This window comes from Agromyces selenitireducens, from assembly GCF_052748465.2.
This window is the reverse complement of sequence record NZ_CM188259.1, coordinates 2042255-2068273: the sequence shown is the minus strand read 5'-3', so window position 1 is coordinate 2068273 and position 26019 is coordinate 2042255. Positions and strand designations below refer to the sequence as shown.

General features: G+C 72.9%; 22 protein-coding genes and 1 tRNA gene. 10 read left to right on the top strand and 13 right to left on the bottom strand.

The genetic code is table 11. The features are described 5' to 3' along the window. Positions 1–45: 45 nt before the first annotated feature. Both ACULK4_RS09605 and ACULK4_RS09600 read right to left on the bottom strand, forming a co-directional pair. Entirely contained in the window at positions 46–540 is a 495-nt protein-coding gene (locus ACULK4_RS09605; protein WP_445964205.1) for a hypothetical protein, read from the bottom strand. 68 nt (positions 541–608) lie between these two features. Further along, positions 609–1310 carry an exonuclease domain-containing protein gene (locus ACULK4_RS09600; protein WP_445964204.1) on the bottom strand — a complete coding sequence of 234 codons (702 nt, stop codon included), beginning with the start codon at positions 1308–1310 and terminating at the stop codon, positions 609–611. A 61-nt stretch (positions 1311–1371) separates the two neighbouring features. Here ACULK4_RS09600 and ACULK4_RS09595 point away from each other — a divergent pair, with 61 nt between their 5' ends. Beyond that, the gene (locus ACULK4_RS09595) at positions 1372–2283 is read left to right on the top strand and encodes an alpha/beta fold hydrolase (RefSeq protein WP_445964203.1); all 912 of its coding nucleotides are present in this window, start codon (positions 1372–1374) and stop codon (positions 2281–2283) included. Beyond that, positions 2280–3356 (top strand): glycosyltransferase family 4 protein, encoded by a 1077-nt coding sequence (locus ACULK4_RS09590; protein WP_445964202.1) that lies wholly within the window; start codon positions 2280–2282, stop codon positions 3354–3356. Before ACULK4_RS09595 ends, ACULK4_RS09590 begins: the two co-directional genes overlap by 4 nt. A 6-nt stretch (positions 3357–3362) precedes the next feature. On the opposite strand, the gene ACULK4_RS09585 is transcribed toward ACULK4_RS09590, so the two are convergent. Continuing rightward, positions 3363–4007, bottom strand: coding sequence for a histidine phosphatase family protein (locus ACULK4_RS09585; RefSeq protein ID WP_445964201.1), 645 nt, complete (start codon positions 4005–4007; stop codon positions 3363–3365). Continuing rightward, the gene (locus ACULK4_RS09580) at positions 4004–4786 is read right to left on the bottom strand and encodes a Sir2 family NAD-dependent protein deacetylase (protein WP_445964705.1); all 783 of its coding nucleotides are present in this window, start codon (positions 4784–4786) and stop codon (positions 4004–4006) included. Before ACULK4_RS09580 ends, ACULK4_RS09585 begins: the two co-directional genes overlap by 4 nt. A 180-nt stretch (positions 4787–4966) precedes the next feature. On the opposite strand from ACULK4_RS09580, the gene ACULK4_RS09575 reads away from it, so the two are divergent. Both ACULK4_RS09575 and ACULK4_RS09570 read left to right on the top strand, forming a co-directional pair. Next, entirely contained in the window at positions 4967–5764 is a 798-nt protein-coding gene (locus ACULK4_RS09575; protein WP_445964200.1) for a TrmH family RNA methyltransferase, read from the top strand. 23 nt (positions 5765–5787) lie between these two features. Then, positions 5788–7068: a D-alanyl-D-alanine carboxypeptidase family protein gene (locus ACULK4_RS09570; protein ID WP_445964199.1), complete on the top strand. Its 1281-nt coding sequence runs from the start codon at positions 5788–5790 to the stop codon at positions 7066–7068. A 4-nt stretch (positions 7069–7072) separates the two neighbouring features. On the opposite strand, the gene ACULK4_RS09565 is transcribed toward ACULK4_RS09570, so the two are convergent. Then, on the bottom strand, positions 7073–7894 hold the full coding sequence (locus ACULK4_RS09565; RefSeq protein ID WP_445964198.1) for an SGNH/GDSL hydrolase family protein: 822 nt from the start codon (positions 7892–7894) through the stop codon (positions 7073–7075). A gap of 102 nt (positions 7895–7996) precedes the next feature. Between ACULK4_RS09565 and ACULK4_RS09560 the strand changes: the two genes are divergently transcribed. After that, positions 7997–9811 (top strand): DEAD/DEAH box helicase, encoded by a 1815-nt coding sequence (locus tag ACULK4_RS09560; protein WP_445964197.1) that lies wholly within the window; start codon positions 7997–7999, stop codon positions 9809–9811. Between the two features lie 37 nt (positions 9812–9848). Then, the gene (locus ACULK4_RS09555; protein ID WP_445964196.1) at positions 9849–11276 is read left to right on the top strand and encodes an MFS transporter; all 1428 of its coding nucleotides are present in this window, start codon (positions 9849–9851) and stop codon (positions 11274–11276) included. Here the strand turns inward: ACULK4_RS09555 and ACULK4_RS09550 are convergent. Next, positions 11222–12457 carry a trans-sulfuration enzyme family protein gene (locus tag ACULK4_RS09550; protein WP_445964195.1) on the bottom strand — a complete coding sequence of 412 codons (1236 nt, stop codon included), beginning with the start codon at positions 12455–12457 and terminating at the stop codon, positions 11222–11224. The two genes, ACULK4_RS09555 and ACULK4_RS09550, sit on opposite strands and share 55 nt — an antisense overlap. 108 nt (positions 12458–12565) lie before the next feature. Between ACULK4_RS09550 and ACULK4_RS09545 the strand changes: the two genes are divergently transcribed. Both ACULK4_RS09545 and ACULK4_RS09540 read left to right on the top strand, forming a co-directional pair. Continuing rightward, the gene (locus tag ACULK4_RS09545; protein WP_445964194.1) at positions 12566–13042 is read left to right on the top strand and encodes an Lrp/AsnC family transcriptional regulator; all 477 of its coding nucleotides are present in this window, start codon (positions 12566–12568) and stop codon (positions 13040–13042) included. 162 nt (positions 13043–13204) lie between these two features. Next, a complete protein-coding gene (locus tag ACULK4_RS09540; protein ID WP_445964193.1) occupies positions 13205–14299 on the top strand; it encodes a VIT1/CCC1 transporter family protein in 1095 nt (364 codons plus the stop codon). Between the two features lie 7 nt (positions 14300–14306). On the opposite strand, the gene ACULK4_RS09535 is transcribed toward ACULK4_RS09540, so the two are convergent. From ACULK4_RS09535 to ACULK4_RS09510, 6 genes are all read right to left on the bottom strand, one after another. Continuing rightward, a complete protein-coding gene (locus ACULK4_RS09535; protein WP_445964192.1) occupies positions 14307–15179 on the bottom strand; it encodes a DUF3097 domain-containing protein in 873 nt (290 codons plus the stop codon). A 51-nt stretch (positions 15180–15230) separates the two neighbouring features. After that, a complete protein-coding gene (locus ACULK4_RS09530; protein WP_445964191.1) occupies positions 15231–16397 on the bottom strand; it encodes an MFS transporter in 1167 nt (388 codons plus the stop codon). A 94-nt stretch (positions 16398–16491) separates the two neighbouring features. Next, positions 16492–19956 (bottom strand): error-prone DNA polymerase, encoded by a 3465-nt coding sequence (locus tag ACULK4_RS09525; protein WP_445964190.1) that lies wholly within the window; start codon positions 19954–19956, stop codon positions 16492–16494. Then, a complete protein-coding gene (locus ACULK4_RS09520; RefSeq protein WP_445964189.1) occupies positions 19956–21500 on the bottom strand; it encodes a DNA polymerase Y family protein in 1545 nt (514 codons plus the stop codon). Before ACULK4_RS09520 ends, ACULK4_RS09525 begins: the two co-directional genes overlap by 1 nt. Beyond that, positions 21497–22267, bottom strand: a complete 771-nt coding sequence (imuA', locus tag ACULK4_RS09515) for a DnaE2-dependent mutagenesis accessory factor ImuA' (RefSeq protein ID WP_445964188.1) — start codon at positions 22265–22267, stop codon at positions 21497–21499. Before imuA' ends, ACULK4_RS09520 begins: the two co-directional genes overlap by 4 nt. Positions 22268–22537: 270 nt before the next feature. Continuing rightward, positions 22538–22621, bottom strand: a tRNA-Leu gene (locus tag ACULK4_RS09510). 170 nt (positions 22622–22791) lie between these two features. On the opposite strand from ACULK4_RS09510, the gene ACULK4_RS09505 reads away from it, so the two are divergent. Both ACULK4_RS09505 and ACULK4_RS09500 read left to right on the top strand, forming a co-directional pair. Further along, a complete protein-coding gene (locus ACULK4_RS09505) occupies positions 22792–24090 on the top strand; it encodes a M20/M25/M40 family metallo-hydrolase (protein ID WP_445964704.1) in 1299 nt (432 codons plus the stop codon). 48 nt (positions 24091–24138) lie between these two features. After that, complete coding sequence (locus tag ACULK4_RS09500) at positions 24139–24999, top strand: undecaprenyl-diphosphate phosphatase (RefSeq protein WP_445964187.1); 861 nt, start codon at positions 24139–24141, stop codon at positions 24997–24999. Positions 25000–25051: 52 nt separating this feature from the next. Here the strand turns inward: ACULK4_RS09500 and ACULK4_RS09495 are convergent, their stop codons facing one another. Then, the gene (locus ACULK4_RS09495) at positions 25052–25960 is read right to left on the bottom strand and encodes a PAC2 family protein (protein ID WP_445964186.1); all 909 of its coding nucleotides are present in this window, start codon (positions 25958–25960) and stop codon (positions 25052–25054) included. Positions 25961–26019: the final 59 nt, after the last annotated feature.

The window sequence follows — 26019 nt, the reverse complement described above, 5'->3', positions numbered from 1 at the left end:
GATTCGAGTCGTCCGGCCCTTCGTCATGTCCGCTCCGCCGGGGGATCAGGCTCCGGAGTCGCCGGCGGTGACGTGGAGGTATCGGGTGGCCTCGTCGATCGCGCCGAGCTGCGCCTCGTGCGGCGTGATGCGGCCGCCGTCGAGGTCGTCGCCGATCTCGAGGAAGCGGCGCGCCTCACCGGGCTCGGCGTCGCCGATGACCCCGCGGGACCAGTCGACGAGCTCACGGACCGAGATGCGGTCGCGCAGCATCAGCGCGGCGAGCGCGCGCATCGCCATCGGTCGCGTCTCAGGCGCGGGGTCGGGCACCGGCACCCCGAGGTCGCCGAGGGCGCGCTCGAGCGCGGCACGCAGTTCCCATGCCTCGTCGGAGTCGGACAGCCCCGCGAGTTCGTGTAGGGCGGGCGCGTCGAGCCCGGCGACGACCGCGTCGACCGCGGCGTCGATGAGGAACGCGGGCGGACTGTCGCCCACGAGCCACAGGGCGCTCGCCTCGGCGAACGCGTCGGTCGCGGATCGGTGGTCCGTCGGTGCCGTCATGGGTCCAGCGTTCCAGACGCGCGCCGATCGCGCGACGGCCGTTCGTCCCGTCACGCGGCGGCGCGCGGTCAGCGCAGCGGCCACGCTCCCGACGTCGTGAACTCGGGCTCGCCGTTGCGGCGCCGCCAGTCCTGGTAGCTCTCGGCCTGCTCGCGGCACCAGTCGACCTGGCGCGCGTGCAGTTCGGCCGCGGCCACCGCCGCGAGCTCCGGGAAGCGGCGCGCGATCGCCTGGGCGACCCGGCCGGCCGCGATCGCGTCGGCGCCCGCGTCATGCGCCGCGGTCAGCTCGACGCCGTAGTGCTCGCATGCGGCCGTCAGGGTCCGCTTGCCGCGCCGGTACGTGTCGACGGCCTTGTCGATCACGAGGGGGTCGACGACGTGCGCCGGACCCCTGAAGGCGTCGTGCCCGTACCGCTCGGCCTCGCGATGCAGCACCGACAGGTCGTAGGCGGCGTTGTACGCCACGATGGGCAGGCCCCGCGTCGCGGCATCCGTCAACGCACCGATGATCTCGACGACGCCCTGCACCGCCGGGAGCCCCTCGAGCCGCGCCCGCTCGGTCGTGACGCCGTGGATCAGCGTCGCGGCCGTGGGGATCTCGACGCCGGGGTCGACGAGCCACTGGCGTTGCTCGAGCACCTCGCCGCCCGGCCCGATCACGCCGACGTGGGCGGTGACGATGCGGCACGTGTCGATGTCGATGCCGGTGGTCTCGAGGTCGAACACCGCGAGCGTGTCGGCCCAGGATGCGACGGGGGAGTGCTCCATGCCCGTCACGGTATCCATGCCCCCCGACAGCGCCCAGCAGCCGCGCCGTAGGATGGCCGGGATGATCGCCTCACCGTACGCCGACGACCTCGCGCGCATCCCGGTCCGCGAACACCATGCCCTCGTCGCCGGGAGCGACACCGCGTGGTGGGAGTACGGCGACCACGACGCACCCGTCATCGTGATGGTGCACGGCTTCCGCGGCGACCACCACGGCCTCGAGCCCATCGTCGCGAAGCTGCCCGGCTACCGGGTGATCGTGCCCGACCTGCCCGGGTTCGGCGAGTCGTCGACCTTCGCGGGCGCCGACCACGACATCGACGGGTACGCGACCTGGCTCGCCGCCTTCGTCGCGGCGTCCGGGGCGACGGATGCCGCGGCTCGCACCGCCGGCGGCTATACGCTGCTCGGCCACTCGTTCGGGTCGATCATCGCCTCGGCCGCGGTGGCCTCCGGCCTCGAACCCGACCGGCTCGTGCTCGTGAACCCGATCGGCGCGCCCGCGCTCGACGGGCCGCGCGCGATCATGACGCGGCTCGCGATCGGCTACTACCGCGCCGCCGCAGCGCTCCCCGAGAAGATCGGGTTCGCGCTGCTGCGCAACCGCGCCATCGTGAGGGTCATGAGCGTGACCATGGCGAAGACCGAGGAGCCGGCGCTGCGCCGGTTCATCCACGACCAGCACGACCAGTACTTCTCCGCGTTCAGCGACCGCGATGCGGTGCTCGCCGCGTTCCGTGCGTCGGTGAGCCATGACGTGCGCGAGTACGCGCCCGCGATCCACGTGCCCGTGCTGCTCGTGGTCGCCGAGAAGGACGACATCACCCCGCTCGCCGCACAGCACCGCCTCGCGCCGCTGTTCGCCGACGGCACGATCGCCGTGATCGACGGCGTCGGGCACCTCATCCACTACGAGACCCCTGCCGAGGCGGCCGGGCACATCCGCGTGTTCGTCGAGGGGGAGCGCGCGTGAGGCTCGTCGTCGACTGCCGGTACGTGCGGATCGACCACCACGACGGCATCAGCCGGTTCACCGCCGGAATCGTGCGCGAGCTCGGGAAGCGGCATCCGCTCACGATGCTCATCAGCGACCACCGGCAGCTCGACAAGCTGCCGCCGTTGCCGTGGGAGCTCGTGAGCGGGCCGACGAGCGTGCGCGAGCCGTGGGTCGCGCGGCAGGTGCGCAAGCTCGAGCCCGACGTGGTGTTCTCCCCGATGCAGACCATGGGGTCGTGGGGGCGCGACTACGCACTCGTGCTCACCCTGCACGACCTCATCTACTACGAGAACCGCACCCCGCCCCGCGACCTGCCCTCGTTCGTGCGCGCGCTCTGGCGCGTCTACCACCTGATGTGGTGGCCGCAGCGGATGCTGCTGAACCGTGCCGACGCGGTCGTCACCGTGTCCGAGACGAGCGCCGGGCTGATCCGCAAGCACCGGCTGACGAAGCGGCCGCTCACCGTCGTCCAGAACGCCGCCGACGAGATCGGCACGCCCGACCTTCCACGCGCGCGCCCCGAGGGCGGTCGACTCGTCTACATGGGCTCCTTCATGTCGTACAAGGGCGTCGACACGCTCGTGCGCGCCGCCGCGCTCCTGCCCGACCACGAACTGCACCTCATGAGCCGCGTGCGCCCCGAGGAGCGCCGGCGGCTCGAGCAGCTCGCGCCCCAGGCGAGGCTCGTGTTCCACGACGGCGCGACCGACGCCCAGTACGCCGACGTGCTCGCCGGGGCGACCGCGCTCGTCACTGCGTCGAAGGCGGAGGGGTTCGGCATCCCGCTCGTCGAGGCCATGCGGCTCGGCACGCCCGTCGTCGTGAGCGACATCCCGATCTTCCGCGAGATCGGCGGCGACGCAGCCCTCTACTTCCCCGCCGACGACCCCGACGCCCTCGCACAGGCCGTCGGCGCGCTCGAACGGCCGGGGGAGTGGGAGCGGCGCTCCGCGGCATCCGTCGACACCGCGGCGCGGTTCACCTGGAGTGCGTCGGCCGAGCGCCTGCTCGACGTGGTGCGCGGCGTCGCCGCGGACCGGGCCCGGTAGCGCCCTTCACTCGGTTCCGGTCGCCTCCGCGAGCACCACCGCGTCGGAGGACACCAGCTCGAGCCGCGCGTCCGACGCACGCAACTCGTGCACCGACCCGTTCGCGACCGACCCGCTCGGCAGCGACGCCCGCTCCCACAGGTGCAGCAGCACCGACTGGATGACACCGCCATGCGTCACCGCGACGACCGCACCCCCGGGATGCCGGGCCGCCAACCCCAGCAGGGCCGGCACCGCCCGCGACACGACGGACACGCGCGACTCGAGTCCGTCGATCGGCACCGCGTCGGCCTCCATCCGCAGCCGGTCCTCGGCCGTGAGCCCCTCGAGCAGGCCGTGCCGGCGCTCCGCGAGGGCGGGCACGTGTGCCGGGTCGACGAGGCCGAGCCTCCGCGCGATGATCGCCGCGGTCTCCGCCGACCGCGACAGCGGACTCGTCACCACCGCATCCCAGCGCGACGTCGCGAGGCGCTCGGCGACCGCCCGGGACTGAGCCCGGCCGCGTTCGTTCATCGGGATGTCCGTCGCCCCCTGGATGCGACGCTCGCGGTTCCAGTCGGTCTCGCCGTGGCGCACGAGCGCGATCGTCGTCGCCGGAGCGCCGTCGACCGGCTCCGCGGCATCCGTCGGCCGCCAGAGGCGCACGATCATGCGCCGAGCGCCTCCGCCATCGCGGTCAGGGTCTCGGTGGCGCCCGCGTCGATCTTCACCGTCGCCCGGCCGTCGCCCTTCGTCACGCCGCGATTCACGACCACGATCGGGACCCGACGACGGCGTGCGATCTCGAGCAGGCGCACGCCCGAGTTCACCACGAGCGACGAACCCGCGACCAGGAGCACGTCGGCCCGCTGCACGAGCGACGCCGCCTGGCGGTAGACCGGGGTCGGCACGAACTCGCCGAAGAACACCACGTCGGGCTTCAGCACCCCGCCGCACACGGTGCACTCGGGCAGCACCATCGACTCGACGTCGTCGACCTCCGCGTCGCCGTCGGGGTTGATGCGCGCCGGCCTCGACAGGTCGATGTGCGGGTTCAACAGCTCGAGCCGGTCGGCGACCGACTGCCGTGCGAACATCTGCCCGCACGCCAGGCACGCGACCCGGTCGGAACCGCCGTGCAACTCGACCACGTGCGTGCTGCCCGCCTTGCGGTGCAGCCCGTCGACGTTCTGCGTCACGACGCCCGACACCACGCCCGCCGCCTCGAGGCCCGCGAGCGCTCGGTGGCCGTCGTTCGGCTGCGCCGAGGCGAACGCCCGCCACCCCAGGTGGCTGCCGGCCCAATAGCGCTTGCGCGCCGTCTCAGAAGACAGGAACGTCTGCACGGTCATGGGATTGCGCACCGGCGCACCCTCACCCCGGTAGTCGGGGATCCCGGAATCCGTGCTCACGCCCGCCCCGGTCAGCACCGCCACGCGCGATCCGCGCATCAGGTCGATCGCCTCGTCGAACAGTGCGCCGTGCGATGCCGGCGCCTCGATACCCGTGACCACGGGCCCTCCCTTCGACGGTGCCGCGGCGCCCGAGTCCGGTACCGCGGTTCCCAGAGTCTAAACACCCCGCTTTACCGGAATGTTTCCGCAGGCTGGCAGGCTGTCAGCGGAGGACACATGCGAATCGAACGAGTCAGCGACGCGGCATCCGACACCGTCGCCGACTACGCCCGGTTGACGGATGTCGCGCTGCGGAGCATCACCGAGCCGGAACGCGGCATCTTCATCGCCGAATCGGCCAAGGTCATCCGCCGCGCCCTCGACGCCGGGCACACGCCCCGCTCGGTGCTCATGGAGGAGAAGTGGCTCCCGGGGCTCGAGGACGCCCTGGCGCCGTTCGACATCCCCGTGCACCTCGCGGATCCCGCCGAGCTCGAGGCCATCACGGGGTATCGCGTCCACCGCGGTGCGCTCGCCGCATTCGAACGGCCCGCGCTGCCCGACCCCGGCGAGCTGCTCGCCACCTCGCGCCGCGTCGTCATCCTCGAGGACATCGTCGACCACACCAACGTCGGGGCCATCATCCGCTCGGTCGCCGCGCTCGGCGCCGACGCGGTGCTCGTCACGCCGCGCTGCGCCGACCCGCTCTACCGCCGCAGCGTGCGCGTCAGCATGGGCACGGTCTTCCAGGTGCCATGGACGCGACTGCCCGAGTGGAGCGAGGCGCGCGAGCTGCTCACCGCCCACGGATTCCGGCTGGCGGCGCTCGCGCTCGCCGACGACGCCGTCACCCTGCGTCGACTCGCGGCCGACCCGCCGGAGCGCCTCGCGCTCGTCCTCGGCGCGGAAGGCGACGGGCTCTCACGGCAGGCGCTGGCGGCGGCCGACACGATCGTGACCATCCCGATGGCGCACGGCGTCGACTCGCTGAACGTCGCCGCGGCCGCAGCCGTGGCGCTGTACGCGCTCGCATAGGCGGGGTCGGTATCCTGCAACGGATGTCACGCACGCTCGACCCGGCGCCGCCCGCCGCACCCGCCGCCCCGCCCCGCCCTTCGCCGCGGGTGTACCGCCGACGCCGCATCGCCGTGTTCGGCACGCTCGGCGTGCTGCTCGCCGGACTCGTCGGCGGCGGCGCCTATGCGACGACGACGCTCACCGCGCCCGTGTCCGAGATCGCGCCGGTCGTGGTCGACCCCGCGCCGATCGCTGCGACGCCGCAGGCTGTGATGCAGCCCGGGTTCGGCACGTGGGCGGTCGGCGCGGTCGGGTTCGACGGCACGCTCGCGGCCGGTGGCGAGTCGACGCCCATGCCGATGGCGAGCATCGCGAAGGTCGTGACGGCGCTCGTGATCCTCGAGGAGCACCCGATCCCCGCCGGCGAGGGCGGCCCCGGCATCGCCTACACCGAAGCGGACATCGACCTCTACTGGGACATGGTCGCGCAGAACGGCTCGGTCGCCCCGGTCGCCGCGGGCACCACCCTGAGCCTGCGGCAGAGCCTCGAGGCGATGATGCTGCCGTCCGGCAACAACTACAGCATCTCGCTCGCGCAGTGGGCGTTCGGTTCGGTCGACGCGTACCTCGAGCGCGCGCGGGCGTGGGTCGCCGAGCACGGTCTCGCGAACACGGACATCGCCGACACGAGCGGCCTCTCACTCGACAACACGAGCACCGCGGCCGACCTCGTGAAGCTCGGCGAGCTCGCCCTGCAGGACCCGACGCTCGCGGAGATCGTCGCGACGAAGCAGGTCGACATCCCGGGCCTCGGCACCCTCGAGAACTCCAACAAGCTGCTCGACACGCACGGCGTCGACGGCATCAAGACCGGCACCACGGATGACGCGGCGAACCTGCTGTTCTCCGCGGACGTACCCGTCGGGTCGACCTCGGTCACGCTCGTCGGCGTGCTCCTCGGGGGAGCGAACCATCCGGACGTGCGCGCCGGGATCGCCGACATGATCGACACGATCGCGCCCGGGTTCCGCGAGGTCGTCGCGCTCGAGGCCGGCACCGAGCTCGCGACGTACGAGACGCCGTGGGGCGACAGCGCGACGGCCCGGGCGACCGAGCGGGCGACCGTCGTCGTCTGGTCGGACACGCCCGTCGATGTGGCCGTGACCGCCGAGCCCGTGACCCTGGCGGCGGACGGCGCCGCGGCCGGGCTCGCGGTGGTCACCGCCGGCGCGCAGCGCATCGAGGTGCCGCTCGAGCTCGACGGCACCATCGACGACCCCGGCGCGTGGTGGCGCCTGACGAACCCGGGGGCGCTCGACTGATCGGCTACTCGTCGGACGCGCGCGCCTCGTCGGCGAGTGCCTCAGTCCGTGCGGCGTAGGGCCCGGCCTGCGGTCGCTTCGCGGTGATGAGATCGCCGGATGACTGGTGGCGGATGCGGCGGATGACCCACGGCACGAGGTACTCGCGCGCCCACGAGAGGTCCTGCGTTCGCGCCTGCCGCCAGGAGTGCTGGGGCAGCGGCTCGGGCTTCATGGGCTCGAGGTCGTTCTCGACGTTGAGGGCGCGCAGCACCATGCGGGCGACCTCGTGGTGGCCGAGGGCGTTCAGGTGCAGGCGGTCGCGGTCCCACATCCGCGTGTCCTGGATCTCGGTGAGCGCCCACTGGTCGGCGACCACGCAGTCGTACTTCTGCGCGATCGCCCGCAGGTTCTCGTTGTAGATCGCTGCCTTGCCGCGGATGCCACGGAACACCGGGCTGAAACCGACGTCGACGGCCGTGAACACCACGATCGTCGCCCGATCGCGGGACAGGCGCTCGATCGCGTACTCGAAGCGCGCCGAGATCTCGTCGGGGTCGGTGCGCGGGCGGATCACGTCGTTGCCGCCCGCCGAGATCGTGATGAGGTCGGGACGCAGCTCGAGCGCCGGTTCGATCTGCTCGTCGATGATCTGCTGGATCAGCCTGCCGCGGATCGCCAGGTTCGCATACGCGAAGTCGTCGGTGCTCTGGGAGAGCACCTCCGCGACGCGGTCGGCCCAGCCCCGGTGGCCGCCGGGCACGCCGGGCTCGGGGTCGCCGATGCCCTCGGTGAACGAGTCGCCGATCGCGACATATCTCGACCAGGGGTGCTGCTGGGTGACCATCCCTCCATTCTGCACAGGCCACGCCGTCGCCGTGGGCCGTTGGTCGCGCGTCCGTGCCGAGCGCGGCATCCGTGTCGGGCGTCTCGACTACAGTGCTGCAGAGTGAGCAACGCGACCCCCACCGGCCAGCACCTGCCGGGCACCTCGGCCGCCGAACACCTCTCACCCTCGTTCCCGGCACGCGCGCCGTGGGGCACCGCCTCGAAACTGCGCGCCTGGCAGGCCGAAGCGCTCGACCGCTACTTCGAGACCGAACCGCGCGACTTCCTCGCCGCGGCGACGCCCGGGGCCGGCAAGACCACGTTCGCGCTGCGCCTCGCCGTCGAGCTGCGGGCACGCCGCGTGGTCGACCGGATCACGGTCGTCGCCCCGACCGACCACTTGAAGCGCCAGTGGGCGGATGCCGCGGCGCGGGTCGGCATCCGCCTCGATCCCGGGTTCCGGAACGCCCATGGCCGCTCGGCCAGGCACTACCACGGGGTCGCCGTGACGTACGCGCAGGTCGCGGTGCGCCCCGCCCTGCACCGCGAGCTGACGCTCTCGGGCCGCACGCTCGTCATCCTCGATGAGGTCCACCACGGCGGCGACACGCTCTCGTGGGGCGACGCGATCCGCGAGGCGTTCGAGCCCGCGACCCGGCGGCTGTCGCTCACGGGCACGCCGTTCCGCAGCGACTCTGCGCCGATCCCATTCGTGCACTACGAGCCGGATGCGCACGGCATCCGAGTCTCGAGCACCGACTACGACTACGGGTACGGGCGCGCCTTGCAGGACGGCGTCGTGCGCCCCGTGCTGTTCATGGTCTACGCGGGCAACATGCGCTGGCGCACCAAGGCGGGTGACGAGATGGAGGCCCGCCTCGGGGAGGACGCCACGAAGGACATCCACTCGGCCGCATGGCGGACGGCGCTCGAGCCCACGGGGGAGTGGATCCCCTCGGTGCTGCAGGCCGCCGACCGTCGCCTCACCGAGGTGCGGCACGCGATCCCCGACGCGGGCGGGCTCGTCATCGCGACCGACCAGTCGATGGCGCGCGCCTACGCCGAGATCCTCGAGCGCGTCTGCGGCGAGAAGGTCACCGTCGTGCTGTCCGACGAGAAGGAGGCATCGGCGCGCATCGAGGCGTTCTCGAACAGCACGAGCCGGTGGATGGTCGCGGTGCGCATGGTGTCCGAAGGCGTCGACGTGCCGCGACTGGCCGTCGGCGTCTACGCCACCAGCTCATCGACGCCCCTGTTCTTCGCCCAGGCGATCGGACGATTCGTCCGAGCACGCCGTCGCGGTGAGACCGCGTCGGTGTTCCTGCCCAATGTTCCCGTGCTCATGGCGCTCGCGGGCGAGCTCGAACGCCAGCGCGACCACGCGCTCGACCGACGCTCGGGCGACGACGACGATCCGGGCCTGGAGGACGGCCTCCTCGAATCGGCGAATCGCGACGACAAGGCCTCCGACGAACTCCAGTACGAGTTCACCTGGCAGGCGCTCGGGTCGGACGCGACGTTCGACCGGGTCGTATACGACGGCACCGACTTCGGCACGTTCGCCGAGCCCGGCAGCGACGAGGAGCTCGACTTCATCGGGCTCCCCGGCATCCTCGAGCCCGACCAGGTCGCCGAGCTGCTGCGTCACCGGCAGGCACGGCAGGCGCGGCGCGCGTCGGACCGGCGCAGGAACGTGGCATCCACCGAGGAGGAGCCCGGCCACGCCGAGCCCGTCGCGCTGTACCGCACGCTCAAGGAGCAGCGGTCGCTGCTGAACAGCCTCGTCGGGCTCTATGCCCGGCAGACCGGGCAGGCGCACTCGCTCGTGCACGCCGACCTGCGCCGGGCGTGCGGCGGCCCCGAGGTCGCGCACGCGACCGTGACGCAGCTGCAGTCCCGGATCGAACTGCTGCGCAAGCGCCTCTCGGGGCGCTGAGTCCGCGCGGCGGCATCCGTCACCGGCGCGGCGTAGCATGACGCGCATGGACCGCCGCACGCGCGTACTCGTGATCGCGATCGTCGTCGCGTTCATCGCGTTCCTCGACGGCGCGGTCATCAACATCGCGCTGCCGGCGATCGAGGCCGAACTCGGTGGCGGCCTCACGCTGCAGCAGTGGGCGGTGGACGCCTACCTGCTGACGCTCGGCGCGCTGATCCTGCTCGCCGGGTCCCTCTCCGATTCGTTCGGGAGGCTTCGGATCCTCCGCATCGGCCTGTACGGATTCGCGGTGACCTCAGTGGTCTGCGCGATCGCGATGGACGGCGCCGTGCTCGTCGTCGCGCGAGCCCTGCAGGGCGCGGCCGGTGCCCTGCTCGTGCCCAGCTCGCTCGCCCTCATCATCGCGAACTTCCCGGCCGCGGAGCAGGGGCGCGCGATCGGTCGCTGGACCGCTTGGACGACGAGCGCGTTCCTCATCGGGCCGATCCTCGGCGGGGTGCTCGTCGACCTCGTGTCATGGCGGCTCGTGTTCGCGATCAACGTGGTGCCGATCGCCGCCGTGCTCGTCATGATGCGCCCGCTCGGCCGCGACGAGCCGAACCCCGACCGCGCCCGCGTCGACTGGCTCGGCGCCGTGCTCGGGGTGGTCGGGCTCGGCGGCACGGTCTTCGCCCTGATCGAGCAGGGGCGCCTCGGATGGGACGACCCGCTCGTGTACATCCCGGCGGTCGTCGGCGTGGTCGCCCTCGTCGCCTTCGTCCTCTGGGAGCGGCGGGCGGCGGCCCCGATGCTCCCGCTCACGCTCTTCCGGGCGAGGAACTTCGCGGCGGGAAACCTCGCGACGTGGTTCATCTACGCCGCGTTCATGCTGGGGCTGTTCGCCCTGCCGATCTTCCTGCAGGAGGTCGGCGGATTCTCTGCGACACTCGCCGGCGTCGCCACGCTTCCGCCGACGGCGCTGCTCGTGCTGCTCGGAGCGTGGTTCGGCACGCTCGGCGGCCGCTACGGGCCGCGGTTCTTCATGACCGCCGGCCCGATCGTGGTCGCCGTCGGCTACCTGCTGACGCTCATGATCGACCTGCCCGTGCAGTACTGGTGGCAGGTGTTCCCGGGCATGATCGTCGTCGGTCTCGGCATGGCCATGACGGTCGCGCCGCTCACGTCCGCGATCCTCGGCGCGGTCGAGCCGTCACGGGCCGGGATCGGCTCGGCGGTGAACAACGCGGTCGCCCGCATCGCCGGGCTCGTCTCCATCGCGTCGATCGGCGTGATCGTCGCGGGGCAGCTCGACGTCGACGGCTACCGGCGTGTGGCGATCGTCACCGCGGCGCTTCTCGTGGTCGGCGGGGTCGTGTCGTGGATCGGGATCCGCAACCCCGCCGCCACGGCGCCGGACGTCGGGGCGGTTCAGCCGGCGACGTCGGCGGAGACGCCGGCACCGGAGGATCGCCCGAGGTCCTGAGGCTCCGCGGCGGCGTCCAGCGCGGCCATGAGGTCGGCGGTGAGGTCGTCGACGTGCTCCAGCCCGATGGAGAGGCGCACGACGCCCGCGTTCGGCTTCGCGTGCGCCGCGACGGGGCGGTGCGTGAGCGACGCGGGATGCTGCACGAGCGAGTCCACGCCGCCCAGGGAGACCGCGTGCGTCACGAGCTCGCATGCCTCGGTGAACCGGCATGCGGCGTCGAATCCTCCCGTGAGCTCGAGCGCGATGATCGACCCCGCTCCCGCCATCTGGCGGCCGATGAGGCCCTGCGGGTCCTGGCCGGGCAGGCCGGGGTAGCGCACGCGCGCGACGGCCGGGTGCGCCTCGAGCCGTCGGGCGAGCTCCATGGCGGTCTCCTGCTGGGCGCGCACGCGGATGGGCAGGGTGCGGATGCCGCGGTGCAGCAGGTATGCGCCCATCGGGTGCAGCAGTCCGCCCGTCAGGGCGCGGACGCGGCGGAGCTTCTCGACCCACTCGATCGGGCCGGCGACCACGCCGCCCATGGCGTCGCCGTGTCCGCCCAGGTACTTGGTCGCGCTGTGCAGCACGAGGGTCGCGCCGTGTTCGATCGGGCGCTGCAGGACCGGCGTCGCGAAGGTGTTGTCGACGAGGAGCGGTACGTCGCCGGCGGCATCCGCTGCCCGCCGCAGGTCGATGAGCTCGAGGGTGGGGTTCGCGGGGGTCTCGACGATGACGAGCCCGGTGTCGGGGCGGATGGCGGCGGCGATGCCGTCCACGTCGGTCCAGGTGACCCGGGTGCCCAGCAGGCCGCTCTCGAGCACGTGGTCGGAGCCGCCGTACAGCGGGCGGACGGCCACGACGTGCGGCCTGCCGTCGGAGACGGTCGCGATGAGCGTCGCCGCGAGGGCCGCCATGCCCGTGCCGAACGCGACCGAACCGTCGGCGCCCTCGAGGTCGGCGAGCGCGGTCTCGAAGCGCGCGACGCCCGGATGCCACAGCCGCTGGTAGACGGCCGAGCGGCCCTCGGTGAGGCAGCCGCCCGTGGCGAGCTCCTCGTAGGACATTCCGCCGCTCTCCACGTCGCCGAGCGGGTTGGTCGTGGAAAGATCGATCGTGGGAACGTGCGAGCCCTGCTCGTGGACGCCCTCCATGCCGGCGTGGACGGCGCGGGTCTCGAGGTTCGACATCGGTGTCAGCATGGGAGCAGGCTACAGAATCTTCTATCCATTTGGACTCGTGACGAAGATGCTTGCAATTGTGCCCGAGATTGCGCAGTATCTTCAACAAAGACGGTGAGGAGCTCGACCATGGCGCAGAAAGCCGAACTCGACCGAGTCGACCGCGCGCTGCTCGCCGCGCTGTCGAAGAACGCCCGGGCCTCGGGTGCCGCCCTGGCCGCCGAGGTCGGCGTCGCCGAGTCGACGGTGTCGCTCCGTCTCCGCCGCCTGCAGAGCCTCGGCACCGTGCGCGGGTATCGCGTCGACGTCGACCTCGCGTCGCTCGGCGTCTCCCTGCAGGCCCTCATCGCCATCCGGCTCGTCAAGCACGACCGCAGCGAGATCGACGCGTTCCGCAACGCCGTGCCGCACCTTCCCGGCGTCCTGGGCGTCTTCCACATGGCCGGAGCCGAGGACTACCTGCTGCACGTCGCCGCGCGCGACGCGGAGGAGCTCCGCCAGTTCGTCCTCGCGCACCTCACCGGCCACCCCGCGGTCGCCCACACCGAGACGAACCTCATCTTCGAGTACGCCGACGGCGACGGCTGGCAGAAGCTCGTCGGCTGAGCCGACGTTCGGCGGTCCGAAATGCTGCCAATCCCGCCGCGGAGCGCCCAACGGCGGCATCCGCGACGCTAGCCTTTCGGAGGCCCAGCGGGGCCCGACGCGCGATGAGGCGGGCGCCCGGCCGACAGGTCGCGACCGTCGCCCGCGAACGGATGGAGCCGAATGACCGCCGACGAACCACAGGGCACGTCAGCCGACCGAGCACGCTGGAAGCGCCACATCGCCGCCGAGCGCGCGGAGGCCGCCGTCTACCGTGAGCTCGCCGCGCGGCGCGAGGGCGAGGAACGCGAGATCCTGCTCGCCCTCGCCGCGGCCGAAGGACGCCATGAGGCGCACTGGCTCTCACTGCTCGACGGCGATGACGGCGCCATACCGCGCGCCGATCTCCGCACCCGCATGCTGGCCGGGCTCGCCCGCCGCTTCGGGTCGATCTTCGTGCTCGCGCTCGCACAGCGCGCCGAGTCCCGCTCGCCCTACGCGACCGACCCGCACGCCACCGCCGCGATGGCCGCCGACGAGCGCATCCACGGCGAAGTCGTCCGCGGGCTGGCCGCACGCGGGCGACGCCGCCTCGCAGGCACGTTCCGAGCCGCGGTGTTCGGCGCGAACGACGGGCTCGTCTCCAATCTCGCGCTGGTCCTCGGCATCGGCGCAACGGGCGTGCCGGCGCCCATCGTCCTGTTCACGGGCATCGCGGGCCTCCTCGCCGGCGCCCTGTCGATGGGCGCGGGGGAGTACGTCTCGGTGCGTTCCCAGCGCGAGCTGCTCGAGTCATCCGCCCCGGACCCCACCGCGCGCGAGGCGCTCGTCGACCTCGACATCGACGCCAACGAGCTCGCGCTCGTGTACCGTGCGCGCGGCATGGACCCGCAGGACGCCGTCGAACAGGCCTCGCTCGTCGTCGCGCGCGTGCAGGCGGCCGGACGCACCCCCGCACCCACCGACGCGATCGGTCTCGTCGACGACGACCACGAGGCGGTCGGCACGGGCGTGAACGCGGCGATCTCGAGCTTCCTGTTCTTCGCGACGGGAGCGCTCATCCCGGTGCTGCCGTGGATCTTCGGGATGTCGGGCACGGCCGCGATCATCACCGCGACGGTGCTCGTGAGCCTCGCGCTGCTCCTCACGGGCGCCACCGTCGGCCTCCTGTCCGGTGCGTCGCCGCTGAAGCGCGCCGTGCGGCAGCTCGCGATCGGACTGGGGGCGGCCGCCGTCACCTACCTGCTCGGACTCGCGTTCGGCACCACGATCGGATGACGGCCGCTCAGGGATGCGGCGGAGTCGTCACGAAGTCGATGAGCTCCTCGACGCGGCCGAGCAACGCGGGCTCGAGATCGCCGTACCCGCGGACCTGCCCGAGGATGCGCTGCCACGCGCGCGCGATGTCGGACTGCTCGGCGTGCGGCCAGCCGAACGCCGCGCACACGCCGTGCTTCCATGACGTGCCGCGCGGGATCGTCGGCCACGCGTCGCGCCCGAGTCGGGCGGGTTTCACCGCCTGCCAGATGTCGATGTACGGGTGGCCGACGACGAGCACGTGTCCGCGGTGTCGGCCCCGCATGACCGAGTCGGCGATGCGCTGCTCCTTCGAGCCGGGGACGAGGTGGTCGACGAGCACGCCGACCCGGCGCGCCGGACCCGGCTGGAACCCGTCGAGCACCTCGCCCAGCACGTCGACGCCCTCGAGGTACTCGACGACCACGCCCTCGACGCGCAGGTCGGCGCCCCAGATCTTCTCGACGAGCTCGGCGTCGTGGCGCCCCTCGACGAAGATGCGGCTCGGTAGGGCGACCTTCGCCGGTCCGGATTCCGTGGCGAACGACCCCGATGCCGTCCGAAGGCGACCCTGGGGTGCGGCGGCCTTCGGCGCGACGAGCCGCACGGGCTCGCCGTCGACGAGGAACCCGTGGCCGAGCGGGAACATGCGCGTTCGCCCGTGGCGGTCCTCCAGCGTCACCGTCTGCTTCTCGACGCCGACGACGGCGCCGCAGTACCCGTCGGCGGCGAGCTCGACGACGAGGTCGCGGGTCGCGGGAACCTCGGGGATCGTGCGGCGACCGGCGGCACGCCAGTCGCCGGCGAGCACGTCATCGCCGTAGCGGTCGGGTCCGGAGCGATCGTGACTGTGGGCGGGCACCGCACGAGGCTAGCGGATGCCGCATCGCGGGGGGCCGCGACACGACGCCGCTCAGGCGGCGGTCGCCGTCCTCGCGCGCCGAGCGAGCGCCGCCGTCCACGCCGCGCCCAGCCCGGCGATCGCCGCCGCGACCGCGAACGCCCACGGGATCCCGAGCGGCGCCGCGACGAACCCGAGCAGGATCGGCCCGATCCCCAGTCCGAGGTCGATCGCGGCACTGCCGGTGCCCGACGCGATGCCCCGTTCGGACGGTGATGCGGTCGCGAAGATCGCGGAGAAGAAGGCGGGCGTGCTGAAGGCGACGCCGACCGCCATGACGACCGTGGCGACGAGGAAGCCGGCCGGTTGCTGCCAGGCGGCGGCGACGACCGCTCCGACTGCGATCGTGACGAGCGCCGCAGTGCCGAGCGCGAGCGATGGGACGCGATCGGGCACGCGCGCGAAGGCGATCCGGCAGACCACGACCGTGCCGCCGTACACGAGCAGCACCACGCTCGGATTCTCGAACCCGGTGCGGGTCGCGTGCAGCGATGCGAAGGCGAGGAGGCCCCCCATCGCGATGAGCGACGTGAGGAATCCGAGCGAGGCCGGGATCGCGGGCCGGTGGATGATGCGCATCGGTTCGTTCGCCACGGGACGGGTGGTCCGTGTCTCTCCGACGATGAGCACGATCGCGGCGGCGAGCGCCGCGACGGCGGCCGCGCCCATCCAGACGGCCGCGTAGCCGCCGGCGTCGAGGAGGACCTCGCCGATCGGCGGACCGAGCGCGAGCCCGAGGTAGAGGCCGAGGGAGTTGTACGACAGGGCCTCGCCCATGCGCTCCGGCGGCGCGATGTCGGCGAGCGCGGCGAAGCTCGCGACGAAGAACGCGGCCTCGCCGACGCCGCCCAGGAGGCGGAGCGCCACGACGACGACCAGCGAGTCGGCGGTCGCGGTGAGCGCGAGGGCGCCGGCAGCGAGCAGGGCGCCGCCGACGAGCAGCGGTCGGCGACCGAACTGGTCGGCGAGCCGCCCGGCGATGGGCCGCAGCACGAGGGCGGACACCGCGAACGCGCCGAAGGCGATACCTGCGGCGGCCTCGTTCCCGCCGATCGGGCCGACGACGTACAGCGGCAAGGCGAAGATCGCCATGCCGTCGGCGGTGAAGTAGGCGAGATCGGCTGCCGCGAGGGCGACGAACGCCGTCGTGATGAGCGGTGCACGCGTCGGCCGGGCCACGGGAACGCTCCGTCAGCCTGCCGATGCGACGGTGCGCACGGCCATGCTCCAGCGTATCGCCGCTGTCGCGCGGCTGCAGGGTCCACCGCGCGACTCAGCGGAAGTCGCGCGACCGGTTCGACGTCGACACGGTGAGCGGCTCGAAGCGGTCGGCGACGAGGTTCACGACGCCCTCGCGTGAGCGCTCGAGGATGCCGCGCACGACCATCGCGGGCGCCTCGCGGGCGATGCGGCGGTACCTCGTCCAGACGCCGACGCTCGCGATCACGTTGAGCGTGCCGGACTCGTCCTCCAGGTTCATGAACGTGATGCCGCTCGCGGTCGCCGGACGCTGCCGGTGCGTGACGACCCCGCCGACCTCGATGCGCCGGCCCGACTCCGCCTCGGTCAGCCGATCGATGCGGACGACGCCACGCGTGTCGAGCCGGTCGCGCACGTGGCGGATCGGGTGGTCGTCGGGGGAGATGCCCGTGGCCCACAGGTCGTAGACGACCTGCTCGGCGTCGTTCAGCAGCGGCAACAGCGGCGGCTGCACGACCACGACCGCGCCGGGGAGGTAGTCGGCGCGGTCCTGCGCGGCCTCGCCCGCGAGCCACAGCGCCTGCCTGGGCTGCAGGTCGAAGCACTCGAACGCACCCGCCGCGGCGAGCGCTTCGAGCTGGGCCGCGTCGAGGTCGGCGCGACGCGACAGGTCGGCCATGTCGCGGTAGGACCCGTGCTGCTCGCGCTCGGCGACGATCCGCTCGGCCACCTTCGCCCCGATCGAGGTGACGTCGGCGAGGCCGAGCCGCACCGCGAACGCGCCGTCGCGGCGGTGCTCCGTCGAGCGGTCGGGCGCGTCGCGGTCGAACGGGCCGATGGGTGGCTGGGTGGCGTCGGCGCAGCCCGGCATGCCGGTGGGGCGACGGATGCCGCGTGCCCCCGCCGCGGCATCCGACGCCGTCTCATCGGGGTCGGCCGTGCCGGCCGTGCCGGCCGCCTCGAGCCCCGCGTGCACGCCCGACCGCGCGAGATCGGGCCGGAGCAGCTCGACCCCGTGCCGCCGTGCGTCGGCCGTGAGGGTGTGCGGCGAGTAGAAGCCCATGGGCTGCGCGCGCAGCAGCGCCGCGAGGAACGCGGCCGGGTAGTGCAGCTTCAGCCACGAGCTCGCGTAGACGAGCAGCCCGAAGCTGATCGCGTGGCTCTCGGCGAAGCCGAAGTTCGCGAACGCCTCGATCTTCTCGTAGATCGCGTCGGCCACGTCCGGGGCGATGCCGTTGCGCTCCATGCCCGCGTAGAGCTTCGCGCGCAGCCGCTCGATCTTCTCGACGCCGCGCTTGGAGCCCATCGCCCGGCGCAGCAGGTCGGCGTCGGCCGCGTCGCAATCGCCGACCGCGACGGCCATCTGCATGAGCTGCTCCTGGAACAGCGGCACCCCGAGCGTGCGCCGCAGCACCGGTTCGAGCTTCGGGTGCAGGTAGGCGACCGGCTCTTCGCCCGTGCGGCGGCGGATGTACGGGTGCACCGCACCGCCCTGCACCGGCCCGGGCCGGATGAGCGCGATCTCGACGACGAGGTCGTAGAAGCAGCGGGGCTTGAGTCGGGGGAGCGTGCCCATCTGCGCACGCGACTCGACCTGGAACACCCCGATCGAATCGGCGCGGCACAGCATGTCGTAGACCGCCGGTTCCTCCTTGGGGAGCGTCGCGAGCTCCCACTCCTCGCCGGTGTGCTCGCGCACGAGATCGAACGTGTACTGCAGCGCGGCGAGCATGCCGAGGCCGAGCAGGTCGAACTTCACGAGGCCCATCCACGCGCAGTCGTCCTTGTCCCACTGCAGGACCGTCCGGTTCTCCATGCGGGCGTGCTCGATGGGGCACACCTCGCCGACGGGCCGGTCGGTGAGCACCATGCCGCCCGAGTGGATGCCGAGATGCCGGGGGAACGTCAGCAGCTGCTCGGCCAGCTCGACGACGGCCGGCGGGATGTCGTGGTCCTGCGTCTCGACGACGGCGCCCCAGCGCTCGACCTGGCGCGACCAGGCATCCTGCTGGCCGGTGGAGTAGCCGAGCGCCTTCGCCATGTCGCGCACGGCGCCCTTCGGGCGGTAGCTGATGACGTTCGCGACCTGCGCGGCGTTGTGCCGGCCGTACTTGCCGTAGACGTACTGGATGATCTCCTCCCGCCGGTCGGAGTCGAAGTCGACGTCGATGTCGGGCTCCTCGTCGCGCAGCGACGACAGGAACCGCTCGAACGGCAGCTCGTAGAAGATCGAGTCGACCCCGGTGATGTCGAGCACATAGCAGACCGCCGAGTTCGCCGCCGAGCCGCGACCCTGGCAGAGGATGCCCCGGCGCCTGGCCTCCTGCACGAGGTCGTGCACGATCAGGAAGTAGCCGGGGAAGTCCTTCTGCTCGATGACGTCGAGCTCCTTCGCGAGTCGCTCGCGCACGTGGCCGGGTACGCCCGGGTAGCGCCGCTCGGCGCCGCGCCACGTGAGCTCGCGCAACCACGACATGGGCGTGTGCCCCTCGGGGACCTCCTGCCGGGGCAGCTTCGGCCGGGCGCTCCGCAGCCGGAACGTCAGGTCGCGCGCGAGCTCCACGGAGTGCGCGACCGCGCCGGGGTAGCGGTCGAACCGGGCGAGCATCTCGGCGCCCGAGCGCAGGTGCAACCCGTCGGAGGCAGGCAGCCACCCGTCGAGCTCGTCGAGGCTGCGCCGCGCGCGCACCGCGGCGAGCGCCGACGCGAGCCGGTGCTCATCGGGGGTCGCGTAGTGCACGGCGTTCGTCGCGAGCACGGGCAGGCGCGCACGGGCGGCGAGCTCCGCGAGCGCGTCGTTGCGCACCTGGTCCATCGGGTCGCCGTGGTCGGTGAGCTCGACGACGACGTGGTCGCGCCCGAACAGCGCGACGAGTCGGTCGAGCTCGCGCCACGCGGCATCCGCCCCGCCCGCGCCCGCGAGCGCCCGACGCACCGCACCCTTGCGGCAGCCCGTCGAGATCACCCAGTGGCCGTCGGCTCGCGCCGCGAGTTCGTCGAGGTCGTACACCGGGCGGCCCTTCTCACCGCCCGCGAGCTGGCCCGCGGTGATCGCCGAGGCGAGCCGGTGGTACCCCTCTTCTCGAGCGGCGAGCACGAGCAGGTGGTCGCCCTCGGGGTCGGCCGCGCCCATCTGCGGCTCGGTGAGCCCGAACGACAGCTCGGCGCCGTAGACCGTGTCGAGCTCGGGGTACGCCTCGGCGGCTTCGGCGAACCGCACGATGCCGTAGAACCCGTCGTGGTCGGTGATCGCGAGGCCCGTGAGGCCCAGGCGGTGCGCCTCCTCGACGAGCCGTTCGGGTCCCGAGGCGCCGTCGAGGAAGCTGAACGTCGAGTGCGCGTGCAGCTCGGCGTACGGCACGATCGGCCCGGTCGGCCGTTCCTCGGCCTCCTGCGAGGGGCGGTACGGATGCCGCTTCCGGCTCCACCCCGGACTGTCGCCGCCGTCGGCCAGCACCTTCGAGGTGCTCGGTCGCTGTCGGTCGGAGAGCCGGCGTTCGAGCTCCGACCACGGGATCTCGGGGTTGTTCCAGCCCATCAGTCGTACCTCGCCTCGGCCCACCAGCCGTCGGCGTCGCGCACGAGCAGCCACGCGCAGCCGTCGTGGTCGACGACCTGGAACCGGTGCACGCGCCGGGCCCGCTCGGCATCCCACCAGCGTTCGACGACCGGCCACGGGCCCGCCCACGCCCGAACGGGCGACGGTCGTGCGCCGGCCACCGCGAAGGAGACGGGCGCCGCCGAGATCGCCCCGCGGGCGTCGACGGCGACCGGCGTGCCGCCCTCGTCGGCGAGCGCCACCGACATCCGCTCACGGAACACGCTCGCAGGCGCGAGTGCGGGCAGGCTCCCCGGCCATGGCGCCTCGGCCGCCCCACGCTCGGGTGCGCGATCGCCCCACGGCACGAGCACCTGCCGGTCGACGAGCATGCGACCGCCGCCGACCGCCGCGGTCACGACGCCCTCGTGCCCGAGCATGCTCTGCACGCGCGTGAGCCCGTGGTGCACGCGCTCGTCGGGCCCGCCGCCCCACAACCCCTCCTCGTGATTGCCCGTGGAGTCGACGCGCTCGGGCACGATCCGCAGCCGCACGATCGCGGCCTCCAGCCCCGCATCGGCAGTGCTCCCGCCCTGCAGCTGCCAGCGCACGCGGTCGACCACGTCGGCGGGCGTGAACCAGTGCGGGTGCAGCCAGCTGCGGCTCGAGTGCCCGCCACGGTCGTCGTCGAGTTCGATGCGGATGCCGGTGCACACGAGCCGCACGGCCCGCATCCGCTCGATGAACTCCTCGGCCCGCACCCGGAACGCGAACGCGAGCTGGTCGATTCGCTCGAGCGGGGGCTCGAAGTGCTGCTCGACCTCGAAGTCGGGCGGCGGCGTGCGCGGCGCCACGCGAGACTGCTCGCGTCCCGCCGCCCGGTCGTGCGCGAACGCGCCCGCCGCTCCGAACCGGCGCCGCACGTCATCGTCGGGCAGCGCCGCGAACTCGCCGAGCGTGCGCACGCCGAGGCGGTGCAGGAGCGTCGTCGTGCGCGCGTCGGTCACGAGCGACACCGGCAGCGGCGCGAGGAACGCGGCCGCGCCACCGGCCGGCACGACGTGCACCGAGGTGCCGCGACCGGCCCGCGCTGCCTGCTCGGCCGCGAACGGGCCGTCGGCGACACCCACCCGGGCACCGGCGACCCCGAGCCCGGCCGCCGCATCGAGGAGCGCCCGCGCCGCGGCATCCTCGCCCCCGTAGTACCGCGACGGACCCCGCGCACGCATCGCGAGCGTGCCCGGCCGGAGCACCTGCAGGCCCGGCACGATCGCCTCGATGCCGCGCACGACCGGCTCGAACGCCCGGTGGTCGAGCGCCGCGTCGTACTCGAGCACCGTGAGCGCGGTCGAACGGTACTGCGCCTCGCGGAGCCGCAACCCGCGCGCCACGCCGTCGCGCCGTGCCGTGGCCGAGCACGAGTGCACGAGTCCCTTCTCGGTGAGCGCCACGGGGAGCGCAGGGTCGACGCCGTGCTCGCGGCACGCCGCGAGGACCGGCCAGTCGGGGCACCACAGCACGATGGTGCGCACCGCCCCGCTCACGACGCCCTCGCCGCGAAGTCGGGCCGGTGCATCATGCCGCCGACGTCGTGGGCGACGGATGCCGCGCCGCGGGCGGTCGCCTCGACCCCCTCGTCGACCGCCGCGAACCCCAGGTCGCCCGCGGGCAGCCGCAGGCGCCGCCGGCTGCCCCGGCCGACCTCCCCGCGACCCGTGACCCGGACCATCACCTCGCGTTCGGCGAGGTGCCCGTGCCCGTGCCCGAGCCCGGACCACTCGCTCCGCTCGAGTTCGAGCCGCGCGTCGCTGCCCGGCCAGTCGCCGTCGACGAGCAGTAGCGCGCCCCGCTGCCGGAGCCGTGCCGCGAACCGCGACGCCTCGGCCGGCGCGAGCCGCCCCACTGGCCGAACGGCCACCACCGGGATCACGTCGGCGAGCGCCGCCGCGACCGTCAGCCACTGCCGCCCGGGATCGGGCACGAGCACGAGCCGCTCGAGGTCGACGCCGAACCGGGCCGCCGCCTCGACGCCGAACTCGGGGATGCCCGCGACCGCGACCCACCGCCCGCTCCGCGACGGCCCCGCGAGCGCGGCCATGAGCAGCGTGACCGACCCCTCGACCTGCACGACCGCGCCCTCGCGGAGCGCGCCGCCCGGCAGCACCGCGGCGAGCGCCGGATGCGTCGGCACGGCCCGCGAGTCGAGCCGGGTGGCCTGCATGCCGCGGATGCGCGCCTGCAGTTCCTCGACGCGCTCCACCCGGCCCGCCGCCGCTGCGGAAGCGGTCGGCCCGGGTCGGGGAGCGGTCATCGTCACCACTCAATGTTCGAACACATGTTCGAATACGGCAAGTCGCCGATGCCACGCGTCCACGCCCCCGACCGGGGGTCGCTTCGGCTCTTCCCCTCGTTCGACCCTGTGCAGAATTCAGGATCGAAGGGTGCGAGGAGGGCCTCCCGGGAGCGATACACCGCGCCCAGGGGGTGGCGGCGTCGGTTCGCTCCTGAATTCTGCACAGTGCACGACCACGCGTTAACGCGAGAAGGCCGGATCCGAAGATCCGGCCTTCTCGACAACGCGTGCGCGAGGGGGGACTTGAACCCCCACGCCCGTTAGGGCACTAGCACCTCAAGCTAGCGCGTCTGCCATTTCCGCCACCCGCGCGTTGCCGTGGACCCCTGATCCCTCAGCGGCCGTAGAAGACATTAGCACGGTTTTCCGGGCCCGCTGAACACGCGCGGACGCCCGCCGACGCTAGCGTGGACCGCATGGCCGAGACCACCCCGACCGACGCCCGACCGACCTCCGCGGAGGCCGCGGCAGCGGCCGCCGGCCTGCCCGACGACCTCGACGAGACCGGGGTCATCGCGCGCGACCTCATCCGGTTCGACACCACGAACCACGGCGAAGGCCGCTCGAACGGCGAGCGCGAGGCGGCGGAGTACGTCGAGGCGCGCCTGCGCGCGATGGGACTCGAGCCGGCCGTCTTCGAGGCGGCGCCGCGCCGCACGAGCGTGGTCGCGCGCGTTCCGGGCGCGAACCCCGACAAGCCCGCGCTCGTGCTGCACGGCCACCTCGACGTCGTCCCGGCCGATCCGCGCAACTGGAGCGTGGACCCGTTCGCCGGCGAGATCCGCGACGGCATGCTGTGGGGTCGCGGCGCGGTCGACATGAAGGACATGGACGCGATGATCCTCGCCGCGGTCGGCGACATCCTCGCCGAGGGAAGGCTGCCCGAGCGCGAGCTCGTGCTCGGCTTCTTCGCCGACGAGGAGGCCGGCGGGCTGTACGGTGCGAGCTGGCTGGTCGACGAGCACCCCGGACTGTTCGCCGGCGCGACCGAGGCGATCAGCGAGGTCGGCGGGTACTCGATCACGGTCGGCGATGAACGGGCGTACCTGCTGCAGACGGGCGAGAAGTCGCTCCTCTGGGTTCGGCTCGTCGCGCACGGCACTGCGGCGCACGGATCGCGCCTGGTGCGCGACAACGCGATCACGCGGCTCGCCGAGGCGGTCGCGGCGATCGGGCGCCGAGAGTGGCCGCTGCGACTCACCGACACCACGCGCGAGCTGCTCGCCGCGATCGCGGGCGCGCTCGGCGTCGATCCGGAGCAGGTGTCGCCCGACGAGCTCGCGCTCGCGACGGGGTCGGCGTCGGGGTTCATCACCGCGACGCTCCGCACGACGTCCAACCCGACGCTGCTCGATGCGGGCTACAAGCACAACGTGATCCCCGACCGTGCCGAGGCGCTCGTCGACATCCGCACCCTGCCGGGGGAGGAGGACGCGGTCCTCGCCGAGATCCGCGAGCTCATCGGCCCCGACATCGAGATCCAGACGGTGCATCGCGACGTCGGCCTCGAGGCGCCGACGCGAGGCCCGCTGGTCGACGCCGTCACGCAGGCCCTGCAGGCCCACGATCCCGAGGCGACCGTGTTCCCGTACCTCCTGAGCGGCGGAACCGACAACAAGTCGCTCTCGCGCCTCGGCATCGCCGGCTACGGCTTCGCGCCGCTGCGGCTCCCGGCCGACATCGACTTCCCGGCGATGTTCCACGGCGTCGACGAGCGCGTGCCGCTCGACGCACTAGTCTTCGGTAGGCGGGTCCTCCGCGACCTCCTGCTCGCGTACTGAGGTCCGCGCACCGACGTACGTCCCACCACTCCCGACCACGACGGTCCCGTGCCCTCCGCCGTCCGGAGGGCGGAAGGCGATACCCAGTTGCTCGAAGCGATCATCCTCGGCCTCGTGCAGGGACTCACCGAGTTCCTGCCGATCTCGTCGAGCGCGCACCTGCGAATCCTCGGCGAGTTCCTGCCCAATGCGGCCGACCCGGGGGCGGCGTTCACCGCGATCACGCAGCTCGGCACCGAGGCGGCCGTGGTCGTGTTCTTCTGGCGCGACATCGTGCGGATCATCCGCCACTGGTTCGGGTCGCTGGCCGGTCGCGTGCCCCGCAACGACCCGGATGCGCGCATGGGCTGGCTCATCATCGTCGGCTCGATCCCGATCGTGGTGCTCGGCCTGCTGTTCCAGGATCAGATCGAGACCGTCTTCCGGTCCCTGTACGTCGTCGCGACGATGCTCATCGTGTTCGGCATCGTGCTGGGCCTCGCCGACTGGGCGGGCGCGAAGCGCCGCAAGCTCGACGACCTGACGGTCCCGCACGGCATCTACTTCGGCCTGGCCCAGTCGCTCGCGCTCATCCCCGGCGTCTCGCGCTCCGGCGGCACGATCACCATGGGCCTGCTGCTCGGCTACGAGCGCGCTGCCGCGGCGCGGTACGCGTTCCTGCTCGCGATTCCCGCGGTGTTCGGGTCGGGCTTCTACCAGCTGTTCAAGAGCTGGGGCGAACCGGCGGTGTACGGCCCGCTCGAGACGGCGGTCGCGACCGTCGTGGCGTTCGTCGTCGCACTGCTCGTCATCGCCTTCTTCATGAGCTACATCTCGAAGCGCAGCTTCCTGCCGTTCGTGATCTACCGGATCGCGCTCGGGACGACGATCTTCGTCCTGCTCGGCACGGGCGTCCTGCAGCCGTTCTAGCAGTGCGCGGGCGTAGCAGCAGCGAGCGGATGCCGCGGAGCGGCCGGTGGGCTCAGCCCCCGTCGCGTGGCCGCCACGGACCGCCGCCGGGCTGGTCGCCGCGTCGACGCAGGTACCGCTCGAACTCCTGCGCGATGGCCTCGCCGGATGCCTCGGGCGCGTCGGCGGCGTCGCGCGCCTGCTCGAGCTGCTGGATGTAGCCGGCCATCTCGTCGTCGTCGGAGGCGAGCGCGTCGACGCTCGCCTCCCACTCCTTCGCCTCGTCCTCGAGGGAGCCGCGGGGGATGCTGAGCCCGGTGAGCTCCTCGACCTTGCCGAGCAGTGCGAGGACGGCCTTCGGCGAGGGTGCGTTGTGCACGTAGTGGGGGACCGACGCCCAGAGCGACACCGTCGGGATGCCGACGCGCTCGGCCTGGTCGGCGATGACGCTGAGGATGCCGACCGGCCCCTCGTACGACGACCGCTCGACGCCGAGCGCGGCGCGCACCTCCGGGTTCTCGCTCGAGGCGAACACCGCGAGCGGCCGGGTGTGCGGTGCGTCGGCGAGCATCGCCCCGAGCAGCACGATGCCCTCGATGTCGGCCGACAGCGCGGCATCGACCAGCTCGGCGGCGAAGCCCTTCCAGGTCCTGGCCGGCTCGGCCCCGAGGAGCACGTGCAGCGTGTCGGCGCCGGGGCCGGTGACGCCCTCCTCGTCGGGCTCGGCGGGGATGCCGCTCGGGCCGAGGATCGCGGCACCCGGCCACTTCAGCCGGCGAGTGCCGTCGGGCTCGGCCTGGATCGTGGGGCGCGTGAACTGGTAGTCGAAGTAGAGCTCGGGATCGACGGCGGCGACCTCGGCGAGCCGGAGTCGTTCGGCGAGGAGCCTCGCGGCGCCGGTGGCAGCTTCGCCTGCGTCGTTCCACCCCTCGAACGCGACGACGAGGAGTCGTCCGCCCTCGAACCCGGTCGGCTGGTGCACTCGGTTCGCCCCGCTTCCCGAGCCCGGGACCTCCGGGCTCACCTCCACAATAGGGCGTG

What these genes read in the sequence shown, in the direction of transcription:
- ACULK4_RS09605 (WP_445964205.1), bottom strand. Translation starts at nt 540, where the DNA reads ATGACGGCACCGACGGACCACCGATCCGCGACCGACGCGTTCGCCGAG.
- ACULK4_RS09600 (WP_445964204.1), bottom strand. Translation starts at nt 1,310, where the DNA reads ATGGAGCACTCCCCCGTCGCATCCTGGGCCGACACGCTCGCGGTGTTC.
- ACULK4_RS09595 (WP_445964203.1), top strand. Translation starts at nt 1,372, where the DNA reads ATGATCGCCTCACCGTACGCCGACGACCTCGCGCGCATCCCGGTCCGC.
- ACULK4_RS09585 (WP_445964201.1), bottom strand. Translation starts at nt 4,007, where the DNA reads ATGATCGTGCGCCTCTGGCGGCCGACGGATGCCGCGGAGCCGGTCGAC.
- ACULK4_RS09580 (WP_445964705.1), bottom strand. Translation starts at nt 4,786, where the DNA reads ATGCGCGGATCGCGCGTGGCGGTGCTGACCGGGGCGGGCGTGAGCACG.
- ACULK4_RS09575 (WP_445964200.1), top strand. Translation starts at nt 4,967, where the DNA reads ATGCGAATCGAACGAGTCAGCGACGCGGCATCCGACACCGTCGCCGAC.
- ACULK4_RS09570 (WP_445964199.1), top strand. Translation starts at nt 5,788, where the DNA reads ATGTCACGCACGCTCGACCCGGCGCCGCCCGCCGCACCCGCCGCCCCG.
- ACULK4_RS09565 (WP_445964198.1), bottom strand. Translation starts at nt 7,894, where the DNA reads ATGGTCACCCAGCAGCACCCCTGGTCGAGATATGTCGCGATCGGCGAC.
- ACULK4_RS09555 (WP_445964196.1), top strand. Translation starts at nt 9,849, where the DNA reads ATGACGCGCATGGACCGCCGCACGCGCGTACTCGTGATCGCGATCGTC.
- ACULK4_RS09550 (WP_445964195.1), bottom strand. Translation starts at nt 12,457, where the DNA reads ATGCTGACACCGATGTCGAACCTCGAGACCCGCGCCGTCCACGCCGGC.
- ACULK4_RS09545 (WP_445964194.1), top strand. Translation starts at nt 12,566, where the DNA reads ATGGCGCAGAAAGCCGAACTCGACCGAGTCGACCGCGCGCTGCTCGCC.
- ACULK4_RS09540 (WP_445964193.1), top strand. Translation starts at nt 13,205, where the DNA reads ATGACCGCCGACGAACCACAGGGCACGTCAGCCGACCGAGCACGCTGG.
- ACULK4_RS09525 (WP_445964190.1), bottom strand. Translation starts at nt 19,956, where the DNA reads ATGGGCTGGAACAACCCCGAGATCCCGTGGTCGGAGCTCGAACGCCGG.
- imuA' (WP_445964188.1), bottom strand. Translation starts at nt 22,267, where the DNA reads ATGACCGCTCCCCGACCCGGGCCGACCGCTTCCGCAGCGGCGGCGGGC.